The sequence below is a fragment of the Marinobacter zhejiangensis genome (genome assembly GCF_900114775.1).
In the GTDB taxonomy this organism is placed as follows: Bacteria; Pseudomonadota; Gammaproteobacteria; order Pseudomonadales; family Oleiphilaceae; genus Marinobacter; species Marinobacter zhejiangensis.
Map to the genome: position 1 here is coordinate 321,450 of NZ_FOUE01000003.1, position 14,607 is coordinate 336,056.

Here is a 14,607-nt window from a genome sequence, read left to right on the forward strand (position 1 = left end):
AGCTTATTCAATGACGCTGCCGCGTTTCAGGTACTTGGCCATGGCGACGGTGCCGACAAACCCCATGACGGCGATCAACAGCGCGGCCTCCATGTACAACCGGGTGCCCAGGGCAATTCCCAGCAGAATGATCAGGGCAATGGCATTCACATACAGGGTGTCGAGGGCCAGTATCCGGTCCGGGGCGTCGGGGCCCTTGATCAGGCGGTATACATTCAGCAGGACCGCGAGGGTCACCATGGCGATGGTGATGTGCAAGGCTGTAGTGATCATTGGAAGATCTCCTGCAGAGGTTTCTCGTAACGCTGGCGAATGGCGTCAATCACTTCCTGTTCATCATCAACGTCCAGGGCGTGGATCAGCAGAAGCCGTTGATCATCGCTGACATCGGCGCTGACGGTTCCCGGGGTCAACGAGATGGTGCTGGCCAGCATGGTGATCGCCAACGGATGTTCGAGGCTGATTGGGTAGGAAATAAACGCAGGCCGTGGCTTTCGCGTACCCAGCACCAGCCGGGCCACCGCCAGGCTGGCGACCACAATATCCAGCAGAACCCGCAGTACATAGAGGGGCAGTAGCCAGCCTTTGACAATGGCCGGACGCTCCGGCCAGAATCCGCGGGTCAGTAGTGGCAACGCCCACGCGAGTATCGCTCCCATCACGACACTGCCCCCACTAATGCCATCGCTGAGAAGCTGCCAGACCAGGAACAGCACCAGACTCAGGAACGGTTGAGGTAAGCCAATTCGAGCCAGCATCACAGGCCCTCCGCAACGACTGGAATGTTAAGCACGTTCAGGTATTCACTAGTGTTGAACAGCTGGGCGGCCGTCGCGTCAACGTAGGCGCTGATCGGGCCAGCGAGCAACACGATGGCGATGGCCATACCGATCAGACCACTCGCAGCAACGGTAACCGGCTTGGTTAGTGGTGCCGGTTTGCTGATATGCCCTTCGACCGTACGCCAGAACACGATAGAGCCTGCCCGGCTGTAGGCGATCAAGGTAAAGAAGCTGCCGCCGATCAGCACGCTCCAGAGCCAGCCCATTTGAGGGCCGGGGGTTGCTGACTGAAGAATCAGCAGCTTGGCGAAGAACCCGCTTAACGGGGGCAGCCCTACCGCAGCTACAGCACCCAACAGGAACAACACACTCAGGAACGTACGGTTGTGCATTTTCGGTGCGGTGACGATGCGGTCCGCCGCAGATCCTCGCTGACCGGCCACCAGATCGACCACCAGGAACAGCCCACCAACGATCCAGGTGGTGTTCAGCATATAGAACAGCGCAGCGGAGGTGCCTTCTTCCGTACCCAGTCCAATCGCCGCCAGCAGGGTGCCGACGGAGATGATGACCTGCCAGGTGATCAGGGTGCGCAGGTTTCTTGCGCCGAGCGCGCCGATCACGCCCATGGCGAGGGTCGCCAGGGCCAGCACAAACAGCCAGTCAAGCCCCAGGTTGGCCAGCGGGCCGGCGTTGGGGCCGAAGATCAGCGTAAATACCCGGACAATGGCGTAGAAGCCGACCTTGGTCATGACTGCGAACAGCGCTGCAACCGGTGCGGTGGCGTTGCCATAGGCCCGGGGCAGCCAGAAACACAGGGGCAGGATGGCAGCCTTCAGGCCAAAGACTACCAGCAGGATGAGCCCGCCGGCCTGCAGCAGCGGCTGGTCCTCGGGGCTGACCAAGGGAACCTTGGCCGCCAGGTCAGCCATGTTCAGGGTGCCGGTGACACTGTAGATCATGCCAACACTGATCAGGAACAAGGATGAGCCCACAAGGTTGAGAACGACGTAGTGCAGGCTGGGCACTGTACGCTCAGTTCCGCTTCCCTGCATGAGTAGCCCGTAGGATGCAATCAGCAGCACTTCAAAGGCGACAAACAGGTTGAACAGGTCGCCGGTCAGGAACGCGATGTTCAGGCCCATCAGCTGGAACAGGAACAGGGCATGGAACTGACGGCTGCTTTCATCCGCCCGGTGGATGGCGTAAAGGTGGGCGAAGAACGCCAGCACAGCGGTCATCAGCAGCATCAAGGCGGCCAGTCGGTCGAGCACCAGCACAATGCCAAACGGCGGCACCCAGTTACCAAAGGCGTAGACCCGGTAATTGCCATCATTGGCCAGCGCCAGCAAGGCAATGGTCGATGCCAGCAGCAAGACCGTTGTGGCGAGCGCGAGGGTGCGACGCAGAGAAATCGGGGCATAGCCGATAAATATCTGAATGATTCCCCCCAGCAGGGGAATCAGGATCGGAGCGGTCAGCCAGTGATTCATCGACCGGATTCCTCCTTTTCCTCAATGTCGGTATGGATTTCGCGTTTGCGTCCATCCACATGGTCATCTTCATTGTCGGCCTGGTTCCGGAGCGCCAGCACCACAACAAATGCCGTCATCGCAAAGCCAATCACGATCGCAGTCAGAACCAGGGCCTGGGGCAGCGGGTCGGCGTACTGTTCTGTGCTGCCGATTATCGGCTGGCCGCCAGTAGCAAGCCGGCCGGTCGCAAACAGGAACAGGTTGACGCCGTAGGACAGCAGGGTCAGGCCGACCACTACCGGGAAGGTCCGGGCTCTCAGGACCAGATAAATGCCGGAGGCTGTCAGGGTACCGATGATCAGGGCATAGGCCAGTTCCATCACATACCTCCCTTGGTGCTTTTGATGGCCGAGTGTGGCGACAGCTTGCCGATGCTGACCAGTGCCAGCAGGGTTGCGCCAACAACGGTGAGATACACACCGAGGTCGAACACCATGGCAGAGGCAACCTCAAATTTGCCCACCACAGGCCAGGTGATGTACCCGAAGGCTGATGTCAGGAACGGATAGCCGAAGGCCAGGCTTCCGGCGCCGGCGATCGTGGCGAACAGCAGCCCAAGACCAATCACGTTGTGGTAACGCATGGGAATCCGGTCTTCCGTCCAACCGATACCGCTGGCGATGTATTGCAGAACCAGGGCGACGGCGGTGATCAGGCCGGCGATAAAGCCACCACCGGGCAGGTTGTGGCCCCTCAGGAAGATGTACAGCGAAACCATCAGTGCCAGCGGCAGCATCGGCCGCGCAATCTGTTTCAGCATCAGCGGGTGGGCATCGCGGGTCCAGGGGTGGCCCAGACCGTCACCCGGAGGGGGCGTGAGCGCAGTATTCTTGAGCATGGCGTAAATACCAAGCGCAGCGATCGCCAGCACGGTGATTTCGCCCAGGGTATCGAAGCCCCGGAAGTCCACCAGGATGACGTTGACCACATTGGTGCCACCACCGCCGGGCTTACTGTTGGCGATGAAATAGCTGGAAATGGAGTCAAACGGCTGTGTCAGCATGGCCAGGGTAATTATCGTCATACCCGCACCTGCCGTAAGCGCAATGGTCAGGTCCCGCAGGCGTCGTGGCCAGGAAGTTTCAATGGGGGTCCAGGATGGCATGTAGTACAGCGCCAGCATCAGCAACACAATGGTGACCACTTCCACCGACAGTTGGGTCATGGCCAGGTCCGGTGCCGAGAAACGGGCAAAGGTCAGAGCCACCAGCAGACCGACGACGCTGAGCATTACCAAGGCGTAGAACCGGTCCCGATGAAGTGCCGCTGTGCCCAGGGCAGTGAGCACCAGAACCGCCGCGCCAATCAGCGTGGGCCAGTCGATGGGCGACAGGCCATTGCTGCCGATGAAGATACCCAGGCGCTCAATGGGCGACAACGCCACCACAACGGCACTGGCCACCAGCAGCATGGCGTATCGCTGCAAGGAACCATTCTCAAGCCGTGCAGTGATTGCCGCTGCCCGGTCTTCCAGCCACATGGCCACCTTTTCAAACACCGCCTTTTCATCGATTTCCTTAAAGCGGGCGTGGAAATCGAAGAACCGTTGCCGCTGGCTGTACATGAGCAGGCCACCAAAGAAGGCGAGGAAGCTCATAAGCAGTGGCAAGTTGAATCCGTGCAGAATCGCCAGGTGATACTCCGGAACATCACCGTTCAAAGTAGCAAAGGCGGCGGCGTGGAGCAGGGGGCCAATGGAGATGGCGGGGAACATGCCAACCATCACACAGGCGAACACCAGGATCTCCACCGGTATCTTCATATAACGGGGGGGTTCCTGCGGCGGGTAGATGGGTAGATCCACCGGTTTGCCGTTAAAGAAGACGTCATGGATGAAACGTGCCGAATAGGCGACCGCAAAGATACCAGCCACGGTGGCGACCAGAGGTGGCAGGTAGGCCCAGATGCCAGGCAGGTTCAGCGACAGTGATTCGGCAAAGAACATTTCCTTACTGAGGAAGCCGTTCAGCAGCGGTACACCCGCCATGGATGATGCCGCCACCATCGCCAGCGTGGCCGTGTGAGGCATGAAACGCCAGAGGCCGTTGATCCGCCGCATGTCACGGGTGCCGGTTTCGTGGTCGATGATGCCGGCGGCCATGAACAGGGAGGCCTTGAAGGTGGCGTGGTTGATCACGTGGAACAGCGCGGCGACAGCCGCCAGCTGGGTGTTCATGCCAAACAGCAGGGTGATCAGACCCAGGTGACTGACCGTCGAGTGGGCCAGCAATCCTTTCAGGTCATGCTTGAACAGGGCGACGTAGGCGCCGATCAGTAGCGTCACCATGCCGGTGAAGCTGACCATGAAGAACCATTGGTCGGTACCCGCCAATACCGGATACAGGCGCGCCATCAGGAAAATCCCTGCCTTCACCATGGTGGCAGAGTGCAGGTAGGCCGACACTGGTGTGGGGGCCTGCATGGCGTGGGGCAGCCAGAAATGGAACGGGAACTGGGCCGATTTGGTAAAGGCACCCAGGAGTACGAGGGTCAGGGCGAAAGGGTACAGCTCATGTGCCTTGATCAGGTCCGCAGCCGCCAGGACATCGTCCAGCTCATAGCTGCCAACAATCCGGCCAATGATCAGGATGCCCGCAAGCAATGCAAGTCCGCCGCCTCCGGTGACGGCAAGTGCCATCCTTGCGCCCCGGCGAGCGTCCTGCTTCTGATTCCAGAAACTGATCAGCAGGAACGAGACCAGGCTGGTCAGCTCCCAGAACACCAACATGAGCAGCAGGTTGCTCGACAGCACGATGCCCAGCATGGCGCCCTTGAAACACAGCAGCAACGCGTAAAACTTGCCGACGTTCTCGTAGGGTTTCAGGTAGTAGCGGGCGTACAGGATGATCAGCAGGCCAATGACCAGGATCAGCAGGGCAAACAGGAGGGATAGCCCATCCAGCCGGAAACTGAGTGAAATCCCGATAGCGGGAAGCCAGCTGTGGCTCTCCTGGAACACGCCCCCTTCGGCCAGGGTTGTCCAGTGGGGGAAGAGCATCGCCAGGGCGATCAGCGCCGGAACAGACGACGCGATAGCGATGGCGGTTCGGCCCGCCTGGGCAAACAGGGGCGCGGCAATTGCCCCCAGAAAAGGCAGTAAAACGACCAGCGACAGGGTCATCGCAACCTCATTATTGGTTCGGTGTCACGCGTTGGACAGAGTGGTTTTTGCTGTCTGAGTTTAGTTGCCGTTGGTTACAGCCGCATCTTTGCGGTACAAAACGGCAAGGGCAAGGTCAATGCAGGGAAGGTGGATCCGGAAAGTACGGAAGTCGGCCCCAGAGTACAGCAGTGTACACCGGGAAACGCAGGAAAACCGGGCCTGGGGTCAGACTGGGCCTGTCAGCCATGTGTACTCCGCAATCTTTATACGCGAACGCAGATGATACGTGGCGAGGCTCTGAGGTCAAGTGAATCTGGGGCGGGCGGGGGAAACCCGAGCGTGGGTCTGTTGTTCGTATTGTTTAAAAATTAATCAATGTTCATTGGATAAAGTGAGGTTCAGGGTCCTTAATAGTTGAACCGGGCGAATGCCCGGAGTCTTCTCCTTCGCTGTGGCCAAACTGAAGCTGGGTGTACGGAGGAGCTGTTAGTGACCGGTGATTCTGGAGAGGTTCCGGACACCATGGTGTGGTCAATGATGAAAGCACAATGCGATTATCAGGAGACTGCTATGAAAATCAGATTCATTACCTGTGCGACAGCCCTTTCTCTATTATTGATGTCGCCCTTTTCCTTTGCCGCTTCCGACAGTGAGGCGTCAGGAGATCCAATGGCCGGGGATATGGACAGTTCCAGTCATCAGGCTCCCGACTTTGACGTTCTCGATACCAATGCAGATGGTGTGATCAGCGCCGAAGAGCTGAACGTCTACGGCGCGACAGCGGCAGGCCAGCCCGATATGGGAGATCCGGCGGATCTCGAAATGCGGGACAGTAACGGCGATGGCAACATCACTCGTGAAGAGTTCGATGAAGGTGCCATGTCCTGGGAGTAAGGCATAGCCGTTGTGCAACGGTGGTATAAAAAAAGCCCCGGGTATGGTTTGCCCGGGGCTTTTTATTTTGCCGCGTGAGGGTCAGCGGGTCAGAGGTCCCGGCGTTCCTGGTACTCCAGCTCCGGCTTGCCGGTGTTGCGGGCAATGGCGGTTCGTTGGTTGGCGCGGCCGATGATTTTTTTCTGGAGACGGGTTTCCCAGTCCAGGGCTGTCTTGTCGGTTGCCGTCCAGGTGCGGTTGAACAGCAGTTTACTGGCGGCAACGGCATCGGGTGAGCGTTGGGCAAGCTCTTCCGCAAACGCCTGGGCCTGGGCCAGCGGGTCGTCGCAGATGCGACTGACCAGGCCCATTGCTTTGGCCTCGTTGCCATCGAACCGGCGAGCGGTCATGGTGAGTTCCTTGGCCAGATCAATGCTGATCAGCTCACGCAGGGTGACCGTCAGGCTCATGTCCGGAATCAGCCCCCACTTGCTTTCCATGATGGAGAATTCACAGTCTGGCGTGGAAAAACGGAAGTCAGCGCCCAAGGCAATCTGGAAGCCGCCGCCAAAACAGTAGCCATGGGTCACGGCGATGACCGGCGCGGGCACCTGGCGCCAAAGGTAACCAACGTCCTGCGCGAGGTTGCTGATTTTACGTCCGGGCTTAATAAGTAGCTTTAGTGCGTTAACCGGGTTCTTCATGACCTTGCCCACATCCAGTCCGGAACAGAAGGCTTCCCCGGCGCCATTCAGGATAATGGCGCGCACGCTGCGGTCTTTCTTCAGCTTTTTGGCCACCTTGGTGATGGCGTCAAACATCTCCATATCCAGCCCGTTGTACTTGTCCGGGCGGTTCAGGGTAACCGTGGCGATGCCCTGCTGGATGTCCAGCAGGACCCGCTGATTGTCAGTGCTCATTTAAGGCCTCATGTCGTACCTGTCGAAGGCAGGTATGCTAACACGCAGGCCGTTGAAGGGAAGCGGGGCTATTTCCCGTTCTTGGTCATGGCTTCACTGATCGCCAGTGCTTCTGCGGCGAGAACCTGGCAGAGCAAGCTGTCCCCTCGTTGGGTGGCATCCAGCAGTTGCTTCTGTTTCAGGTCGTACAGGCGATTCAACAAAGCCGTCTGGTTGGTCTGCTCTGGCGCGTTCATGGTGACTACCTCCCACGTCTGACACCCTGATATGACATCCGTTTTCATGTCCTTTCCGACACCCTGTCGGAGTCCTTTACAGTCTTATCGGTATTGCCCGATATATCTTTAATTGAGCATATGGTGTGCCACCCAGGCAAAGGTGCCGGAAATTCCTTGCCCTGTGTAAAAGCAGGGTTAACGCGGGTGGGGTATACCGTCAGATTTCTGTCAGTATGTGACCTTTTCTGTTCGGCGTCGTTTTTGGGGCTTCCTGGGGTTCGCCGCAACGCTTTCCTGAGAGATGGTAAGTGGAGCTGTAACAGGTGATTTACAGTGTGCTGTCGGCCCCAGTCATGGCGGGGCTGGCAGCCAAGAGCCCAAGTGGCGAAACCCGGTGATGTGAACCACACTGGAGAGCAACAACAAAAAACACATGTGGTGGTGTTATGACCAATCACTACCAGCCTGTGGGTTGTGCGGTACAGCGCATACTCAGTGGCTATCAGCAGTCGGGTCAGCTGATTGAGCTGGTCTACAGAGACGAAGCCGGGCAGGTCCAAACCATTCACGAAGTGGTGCGTGACCTTTTTTCTCGTGCCGGTGAGGATTTCATGCTGACTGGTCGCGGTAAGCTGGTCCGGCTGGACCACCTGCTTCTGGTTAACGGCGTCCCCCTGGAAGCCACCTGAGCCTCTTCGTTTATAGCGTCGAAAGACGGATATAGCGCCGGTTGATGGGTGTCACCGAGGGTTCACCGGGGCGACGTCCAAGTGTCATGTCGCGGTCAATTTTGAGGGTGAAACTGAACACTCCGAGTGTTCATCCCTTAAAAAGAGAGACCAGACAATGGCCAAGAAAGACCTCGATCCCAATTACATCGACCCGAACTATGAGCCGGTCACTAACGATTCCGGCAACCTGCCGTTTGAATCCGTACTCGCCAACCGTATGGAACGCCGTACGATGATGAAAGGCAGTGTGGGTGCGGCCTTGCTTGGCCTGATGGGTTCTGCCAGCCTGAGTGTTGCTGCTGAAAGCCATCCTGGCAAAGGCCGCAGTGCCAGCCATTCCCGCGCTCACATGAGCTCACGGCTGGGGTTCGATGCAGTTGGCGTTTCCACCCAGAACCAGGTGGTTGTTCCCGAAGGCTATAGCGCGAAAGCGTTTGTGCCATGGGGGACTCCGCTGACCGGTAACCTGCCAGTGTTTTTTGATGATGCCAGCAACAGCGGCGCCGATCAGGAACAGCAGGTTGGCATGCACCACGATGGCGTTCATTTCTTCCCGATTGACGTCAAGAGTGGCGGTAGCAACTCCAGCGAGGGCCTGCTGGTGATGAATCACGAATACATTAACCAGAATGCCCTGCACCCGGCTGGCGCGACCACCTTCGCCGATGGCACCCGTCCGGATGACGAAGTGCGCAAGGAGGTGGCGGCGCACGGTGTATCCGTTATCCATATCAAACAGGACGCTCACGGTGAGTGGTCTGTGGTTCATGGCAGCAGTTATAACCGCCGCGTGACCGGTGGCACCGAGATGGATATTCGCGGTCCGGTTCGCGGTTTCTCGAAGCTGGTTACCAAGTTTAGCCCGGATGCAACGGCCACCCGGGGCACCCTCAACAACTGCGCTATGGGGCCGACGCCTTGGGGTACCTACCTGGCGGCTGAAGAAAACTGGCATGGCTACTTTGCCAACGGTGATGCTGTACGCCCGAAAGAGCAGATCCGTCATGGCGTGGGCAGTGCCTCCCGTTACGACTGGGAAAAGGCCGTCGGTGGTGCAGATGAGTACGTCCGCTTCAACGCGTCAGCGGTGGCTGGCAGTGCGGCCGAGGACTATCGTAACGAGCCGAACACCTTTGGCTATATGGTGGAAATCGACCCGTTTGACCCGAATGGCAAGCCACAGAAACGCACGGGCCTGGGCCGCTTCGGCCATGAGGGCGTGATCTTCGCACCGGCAGAAGAAGGCAAGCCGGTTGTGTGCTACTCCGGTGATGACTCCCGCTTCGAGTACATCTACAAGTTTGTGTCTGCCAAGCCGTACCACGCAGCGACCGCCGATGGCAGCCTGCTGGACGAGGGGACCCTGTACGTTGCGCGATACAACGATGACGGTACCGGCGAATGGCTGCCGCTGTCGCTCGACGACGCTGGCTTTGTTGCGAAGATGAATGCGGCGGTTGCCGCGGGCAGCGTCGGCAGCATTGAATTCACCGCTCCGTTCAGCAGTCAGGCGGATATTCTGGTCAATACCCGTCTGGCCGCCGATATTGCCGGTGCTACCCCAATGGATCGTCCCGAGTGGGGGGCGGTAGATCCGGCCAACGGTAAAGTGTATTTCACCCTGACCAACAACTCCCGCCGCACGCCGGACAACACCAACGCGGCGAACCCCCAGGGCCCGAACCCCAACGGTCACATCATCTACTGGCGTGAGCAGGGCAACAAACACACCTCAACCCGTTTCGCTTGGGACATCTTTGTCTTTGCTGGTGAAGCCGGTACCGAGACGGTTGTGGATGGCAAGTCCGTGGTCACCCTGGACGACACCAACCTGTTCAACAGCCCGGACGGCCTGTGGTTTGATTACAACGGCAGGCTCTGGATCCAGACCGATGGTTCTGACGCGCCTCCTTACCAGAACAACATGATGCTGGCAGCAGACCCGCGCACCCGCGATATTCGTCGTTTCTTCGTTGGACCTGTGGGTTGCGAGGTTACCGGTGTGGTCACCACTCCGGATTGCCGGACCATGTTCGTCAACATCCAGCACCCCCGTGGAAACTGGCCCGACGCTGGGGTTGATCGCCCACGCGACGCGACGGTGATCGTCACCCGCGATGACGGTGGCGTGATCGGTAGCTGATCCAACCAAACGCTACAAACTGAACCCCCTCAGCCGGCGTGATCCGGTTGAGGGGGGTCTTTATGTGACGTTTCGTAAACTTGATCGTTATTGGAGCCAAAAGCGGACTAAAGTATCAGTTATTACTCGGCGGCAATTTCATAGTCTTTGTCGATGTAGGTCGCTTTCAGCGACACCTTGTTGTGACGGTGCAGGGGTGTTGCCGTGGTGTAGGGCCCCTGACGAAAGGTGTTGAAATGAAATTGGTGGCAGCAAAAGTAACGCTGATGGGTGCTCTGGGCGCCCTGATTCTGGTCATCCTGGGGTTTGTATTGGCACCAATGATGGGGTTGGAACCGGTTTCCATTGTCCTGGGCCTGCTGGTTGGCATGGCCGTGGCGACCCTGTTTCTCGTTGTACGTGTGCTGGAGCCGCTGGAGCGTGGGCTTGATCAGCTCGCTGAAGGCGATAGCCAGGCTGACAACCCGGTTCGCCAGCGCTGCCAGCAGCTGATCAGCGATGCTGAAACCGGTCGGGCCCTGGTCTCGTCGCTGTCATCCAACGCTAATGCCAACGCCATTTCGGCGGCGGAAGTCTCTTACGCATCAGACCAGCTCAAACAGCGGCTGGATGGTCAGGTTATCGAAATTGCCCAGGTGGCGGATCATGCCGGGCAGATGACCGAAACCGTGAAACAGTCGGCTCAGCAAGCGGAAGAAGCGGCGGATATTGCCCGTCAGGCCAGTGAGCGGAGCGCTAATGGCAAGCTGGCCCTGGAATCAGCCATCGAGGCTGTGCGGCTGGTTCACCAGCAGTCCGGTGAAAACCTCCGGCTGATTCAGGAACTGAACGAAAAATCCAACCGTATCCAGGGTGTGACCAGCGTTATCCAGGGGATTGCGGAGCAGACCAACCTGCTGGCGCTCAATGCAGCCATCGAAGCGGCCCGTGCCGGAGAACAGGGCCGTGGCTTCGCGGTGGTTGCGGACGAGGTGCGGCAACTGGCAGGGCGTACCGCCCAGGCGACGGGTGAGGTCGCAGAGACGCTGGACGAGATTCGCGGAGATACGGGGCAGATCGTGTCGCGGATCGAAGAGCTGGCGGACAAGGTGGAAAGCGGATTGTCGTCGGTGGAGCAGGTGGGCGAGCAGCTTGCCGAGATTCGTGATCAATCGGATCTCCTGGAACAACGGGTCTCGCTGATTGCGGAGAACGACCAGCGCAACGACGAAAGCCTTCAACACATTTTCCAGGCGATTGGTTCACTCAAGGATCAGATTTCCGAGAGTGACATGAGCGTCGAATCCCTGGCGACCCAGGCGGGCCGGCTGATGGAGTTAGCGGAAACTGCCAATGCAGCCTTTGCCCGTAGCAGCGAGAGCAGTTATCACCGGTTCTTTTACCACCAGGCCCGGGAAGGTGCCGAACGGATTGGGGCGTTGTTTGAGCAGGCGCTGCGGGATGGCCGGTTAAGTGAACGGGACCTGTTTGATGCCAGCCGAACTCCGATTCCCGGTACCGAACCCGCCAAATACGCCTCGGGCTTTGACCGCTTCACCGATGACAGCCTTCCGTCCATTCAGGAATCGGTCAAAGATGCCCACCCGGCACTGGTGTTTGCCATTGCCTGTGCTCCGGACGGCTATGTGCCTACCCACAACCGGGAGTTTGCCCATCGCCACACCGGCAACCCTGATGTGGACTTGATGCGCAGCCGCAGCAAGCGGCTGTTCAATGATCGCACAGGCATTCGTTGCGGCAGTCATACCGAGGATATGTTGCTGCAAACCTATCGCCGTGACACCGGCGAAATCATGCACGACCTGTCGGTGCCCATCTATGTCAATGGCCGCCACTGGGGTGGCTTCCGCCTTGGCTACCGTCCGGATGAGGCTCCCTCAGACAGTTAGGCATCCCTGAGCCTTGCGGGTCAGTGTGGTGGTCAGACGCTCCATGAAGTCGCCGCCATGTCGCCAGTAATGCCAGTAGAGATCAACCGCAATGCCTTCGCCGGGCGCCAAGTCCGCGAGACGACCGGCCTTAACTTCCCCCAGGCTCTGATGATCCGGGATCATGCCGTAGCCCATTCCAGCCAGGGCTAATCTCACAAAGCCTTCTGATGACGGGCATAGGTGGAAAGGAAAGCGGCCGTGGTAGCCCTGTTGGGCCAGGAATCGGTGCTGAAGCTGGTCGTGGGGGCCGAAGACAATGGCCGGAGCATCGCGGAAGGCAGCAGGCGTGAGCCCCTCGGGGAAGTGCTGTCGAAGATAGTCGGGGCGGGCCAGGGCCCGATAGGTCATCTGGCCAAGCCGGACGCAGCGGGCACCGGCCACTGGGGTGTCACTGCTGCACAGGCAGGCTGCGACATCGCCATCACGCATTCGTCGCAGACCGATATCCTGGTCTTCGATCACCAGGTCCAGCAGCAGTCCTTCTTCCCGACAGAACTCGCCGATGGCGTCGGCCCACCAGGTAGCCAGACTATCGGCATTAAGGGCGATGCGAAGTCGGGTCCGGTCGGCATTCAGCGCCGGGATCGTGCGGCTCAGGCTCCTTTCCAGTAACTGCACCTGTTGGGCGTGGTTCAGCAGCCGCTGGCCGGCGGGGGTGGCTTGCAGAACCGGACTTCTCACCAGAACTGGCTGCCCCAGCCGCGCCTCCAGCAATTTGATTCGTTGCGACACCGCAGATTGAGACAGGCCCAGTTCGCTGCCGGCGCGCTCGAACCCACCGGTTTCAATAACCGCCACCAGGGCGTCAAGAAGTTTGTAATCAAGCATAAGTAAATTTGATACAGCATTAGCATTATGAGTTTTTAGTATAGCTGGGCTGGGCGTATTCTTGTGTCCTGGATTTTGGGTGAGTGGATTGGAGGCAAGTGCAGTGCTCGAAAGTTATGTCACAGGGCTGGTGGTATGCGGGGGCATTATTGTGGCCATCGGCGCCCAGAATGCCTACCTGTTGGGTCAGGCTGTCCGTCGGGAGCACCACTGGTGGGTTGCTGGCATTTGCATGAGTTCCGATGCCATTTTGTTTACCGCCGGTACTTTCGGTCTGAGCGCGGCATTGTTGGCCTACCCTCAGGCGCTGGACGTGTTTCGCTGGCTGGGTGTGGCGTTTCTGGTGTGGCTGGCGCTTCAGGCCAGTTGGCGTGCGGTCAAAGGGCGTGCATCGCTGCAGGCCTCTGAAGATTATGCGGCGGCGAGCCTGCGGACGGTATTGCTAACCACCCTGGCGGTCACCTTGCTGAACCCCCAGGTTTACCTCGATACCCTGTTGTTGATTCCTTCTATTGGTGCTCAGCAGTCTGACCGGATTACCTTTGTCATGGGGGCCAGCAGTGCGTCCGTGCTGTGGTTCGGCCTGCTTGCCTGGGGAGGAGCAGCGCTTGCACCGATGCTGGCTCGTCCAATGGCCTGGCGAGTGATCGACGGCGCGATAGCGGCGATGATGGCGGTGATTGCCTTCCACCTTGCCAGCAATGGTATCGAGCTGCCGGCAACCTAGTGTCCCGTCTGGCTAATTCCTTAACCTACTGAGCTTCTGAAAAGCCGAAGAGCTAGGCGTGCTGGTGAAGATTTGGTGGTTCCAAATCGAGACAGCAGAACGACGCCATTCGGCTTTTCAGAAACTCCCAAAGGGCTTGCCTCTGAGGACTCTGAGCCTGTGTTGCCAGTCCTTGATGTGGAACCACCACACCTGCAAGACTGGCGCCTTGGTCAGTGTCCTCAGAGGCAAGCAGTAGGTTAAGGAATTAGCCAGACGGGACACTAGGCCACTTGTGCGGAGCTGGCGAAGCAGGTGGATTGTGGTAACTTAAGGTAAATTTTGTTATCGAGGAGATCCCCCTTTGGCCGACCAGGAATTCATTCCCGCTGACTCTGCCCCGGACATCCGCCGCGATGAACCTGCACGCAATCTCGCTGTGGTGGTTTATATCCTTCAGGCGCTGTCCTTCTTCACCGGCGGTATTGCTGCACTGGCGGGGGTGATCGTCAATTATGTCAAACTCGGCGATGTGACCGGCACTTGGGTTGAGCCACACTTCCGTTGGCAAATCCGGACTTTCTGGATCGGGCTGTTCTGGATGGTGCTGGGAACCATCACCACCTTTCTGCTGATCGGCTGGATCATTCTATTGGCCGTCTCTATCTGGTTGATTTATCGGGTGGTCAGAGGTGCGCTGGCGCTGAATGACCGACGTGCTCCCTGAAATAGCGCCCTGAAATAGTCCCACGACTCCCCTCATTTTCCTCTCCGGTATTTTTTCCTCTGAGTACCTCTTTGGCCTCAGAGGACAACTTTTTACAAAGTTTTTCCTTT

Annotated in this window: 14 protein-coding genes; 6 read left to right on the forward strand and 8 right to left on the reverse strand. The window is 58.5% G+C overall.

From position 1 onward, the window contains the following. Nucleotides 1–3 precede the first annotated feature (3 nt). From BMZ67_RS11390 to BMZ67_RS11410, 5 genes are read right to left on the reverse strand one after another with little or no spacing between them, the layout of a single operon-like run. Nucleotides 4–273, reverse strand: coding sequence for a K+/H+ antiporter subunit F (locus BMZ67_RS11390; RefSeq protein ID WP_092022685.1), 270 nt, complete (start codon nt 271–273; stop codon nt 4–6). Then, entirely contained in the window at nt 270–758 is a 489-nt protein-coding gene (locus BMZ67_RS11395; RefSeq protein ID WP_092022687.1) for a Na+/H+ antiporter subunit E, read from the reverse strand. Before BMZ67_RS11395 ends, BMZ67_RS11390 begins: the two co-directional genes overlap by 4 nt. Continuing rightward, on the reverse strand, nt 758–2,275 hold the full coding sequence (locus BMZ67_RS11400) for a monovalent cation/H+ antiporter subunit D (protein ID WP_092022689.1): 1,518 nt from the start codon (nt 2,273–2,275) through the stop codon (nt 758–760). Before BMZ67_RS11400 ends, BMZ67_RS11395 begins: the two co-directional genes overlap by 1 nt. Then, nucleotides 2,272–2,637 (reverse strand): Na+/H+ antiporter subunit C, encoded by a 366-nt coding sequence (locus tag BMZ67_RS11405; protein ID WP_092022691.1) that lies wholly within the window; start codon nt 2,635–2,637, stop codon nt 2,272–2,274. The genes BMZ67_RS11400 and BMZ67_RS11405 overlap by 4 nt, the downstream gene beginning before the upstream one ends. Beyond that, on the reverse strand, nt 2,637–5,438 hold the full coding sequence (locus tag BMZ67_RS11410; protein WP_092022693.1) for a monovalent cation/H+ antiporter subunit A: 2,802 nt from the start codon (nt 5,436–5,438) through the stop codon (nt 2,637–2,639). Before BMZ67_RS11410 ends, BMZ67_RS11405 begins: the two co-directional genes overlap by 1 nt. 552 nt (nt 5,439–5,990) lie before the next feature. Here BMZ67_RS11410 and BMZ67_RS11415 point away from each other — a divergent pair. Further along, complete coding sequence (locus tag BMZ67_RS11415; protein ID WP_175481908.1) at nt 5,991–6,314, forward strand: EF-hand domain-containing protein; 324 nt, start codon at nt 5,991–5,993, stop codon at nt 6,312–6,314. 89 nt (nt 6,315–6,403) lie between these two features. Here BMZ67_RS11415 and BMZ67_RS11420 read toward each other — a convergent pair whose 3' ends face one another. Together BMZ67_RS11420 and BMZ67_RS18615 are read right to left on the reverse strand one after the other, a co-directional pair. Beyond that, nucleotides 6,404–7,213 (reverse strand): crotonase/enoyl-CoA hydratase family protein, encoded by an 810-nt coding sequence (locus tag BMZ67_RS11420; RefSeq protein WP_092022697.1) that lies wholly within the window; start codon nt 7,211–7,213, stop codon nt 6,404–6,406. A gap of 68 nt (nt 7,214–7,281) precedes the next feature. Next, nucleotides 7,282–7,449: a hypothetical protein gene (locus BMZ67_RS18615; RefSeq protein WP_175481909.1), complete on the reverse strand. Its 168-nt coding sequence runs from the start codon at nt 7,447–7,449 to the stop codon at nt 7,282–7,284. A 428-nt stretch (nt 7,450–7,877) separates the two neighbouring features. Between BMZ67_RS18615 and BMZ67_RS11425 the strand changes: the two genes are divergently transcribed. The 3 genes from BMZ67_RS11425 to BMZ67_RS11435 all read left to right on the forward strand — a co-directional run bounded on the left by BMZ67_RS11425 (nt 7,878) and on the right by BMZ67_RS11435 (nt 12,194). Continuing rightward, on the forward strand, nt 7,878–8,120 hold the full coding sequence (locus BMZ67_RS11425; protein ID WP_092022699.1) for a hypothetical protein: 243 nt from the start codon (nt 7,878–7,880) through the stop codon (nt 8,118–8,120). Nucleotides 8,121–8,277: 157 nt separating this feature from the next. Continuing rightward, on the forward strand, nt 8,278–10,305 hold the full coding sequence (locus tag BMZ67_RS11430; protein ID WP_092022701.1) for a PhoX family protein: 2,028 nt from the start codon (nt 8,278–8,280) through the stop codon (nt 10,303–10,305). 236 nt (nt 10,306–10,541) lie between these two features. After that, nucleotides 10,542–12,194 (forward strand): methyl-accepting chemotaxis protein, encoded by a 1,653-nt coding sequence (locus tag BMZ67_RS11435; protein ID WP_245749956.1) that lies wholly within the window; start codon nt 10,542–10,544, stop codon nt 12,192–12,194. Here BMZ67_RS11435 and BMZ67_RS11440 read toward each other — a convergent pair. Beyond that, on the reverse strand, nt 12,183–13,064 hold the full coding sequence (locus tag BMZ67_RS11440) for a LysR family transcriptional regulator ArgP (protein WP_092022703.1): 882 nt from the start codon (nt 13,062–13,064) through the stop codon (nt 12,183–12,185). The two genes, BMZ67_RS11435 and BMZ67_RS11440, sit on opposite strands and share 12 nt — an antisense overlap. Before the next feature lie 103 nt (nt 13,065–13,167). On the opposite strand from BMZ67_RS11440, the gene BMZ67_RS11445 reads away from it, so the two are divergent. Together BMZ67_RS11445 and BMZ67_RS11450 are read left to right on the forward strand one after the other, a co-directional pair. Next, nucleotides 13,168–13,791 carry a LysE/ArgO family amino acid transporter gene (locus BMZ67_RS11445; RefSeq protein WP_092022705.1) on the forward strand — a complete coding sequence of 208 codons (624 nt, stop codon included), beginning with the start codon at nt 13,168–13,170 and terminating at the stop codon, nt 13,789–13,791. Nucleotides 13,792–14,134: 343 nt separating this feature from the next. Next, nucleotides 14,135–14,497 carry a DUF4870 family protein gene (locus tag BMZ67_RS11450; RefSeq protein ID WP_092022707.1) on the forward strand — a complete coding sequence of 121 codons (363 nt, stop codon included), beginning with the start codon at nt 14,135–14,137 and terminating at the stop codon, nt 14,495–14,497. The last annotated feature ends 110 nt before the right edge of the window (nt 14,498–14,607 follow it).

Excerpts from the sequence above, each read along its gene's own strand:
- BMZ67_RS11390 (WP_092022685.1), bottom strand. The coding sequence starts at position 273 with ATGATCACTACAGCCTTGCACATCACCATCGCCATGGTGACCCTCGCG.
- BMZ67_RS11395 (WP_092022687.1), bottom strand. The coding sequence starts at position 758 with ATGCTGGCTCGAATTGGCTTACCTCAACCGTTCCTGAGTCTGGTGCTG.
- BMZ67_RS11400 (WP_092022689.1), bottom strand. The coding sequence starts at position 2,275 with ATGAATCACTGGCTGACCGCTCCGATCCTGATTCCCCTGCTGGGGGGA.
- BMZ67_RS11405 (WP_092022691.1), bottom strand. The coding sequence starts at position 2,637 with ATGGAACTGGCCTATGCCCTGATCATCGGTACCCTGACAGCCTCCGGC.
- BMZ67_RS11410 (WP_092022693.1), bottom strand. The coding sequence starts at position 5,438 with ATGACCCTGTCGCTGGTCGTTTTACTGCCTTTTCTGGGGGCAATTGCC.
- BMZ67_RS11415 (WP_175481908.1), top strand. The coding sequence starts at position 5,991 with ATGAAAATCAGATTCATTACCTGTGCGACAGCCCTTTCTCTATTATTG.
- BMZ67_RS11420 (WP_092022697.1), bottom strand. The coding sequence starts at position 7,213 with ATGAGCACTGACAATCAGCGGGTCCTGCTGGACATCCAGCAGGGCATC.
- BMZ67_RS18615 (WP_175481909.1), bottom strand. The coding sequence starts at position 7,449 with ATGAACGCGCCAGAGCAGACCAACCAGACGGCTTTGTTGAATCGCCTG.
- BMZ67_RS11425 (WP_092022699.1), top strand. The coding sequence starts at position 7,878 with ATGACCAATCACTACCAGCCTGTGGGTTGTGCGGTACAGCGCATACTC.
- BMZ67_RS11430 (WP_092022701.1), top strand. The coding sequence starts at position 8,278 with ATGGCCAAGAAAGACCTCGATCCCAATTACATCGACCCGAACTATGAG.
- BMZ67_RS11435 (WP_245749956.1), top strand. The coding sequence starts at position 10,542 with ATGAAATTGGTGGCAGCAAAAGTAACGCTGATGGGTGCTCTGGGCGCC.
- BMZ67_RS11440 (WP_092022703.1), bottom strand. The coding sequence starts at position 13,064 with ATGCTTGATTACAAACTTCTTGACGCCCTGGTGGCGGTTATTGAAACC.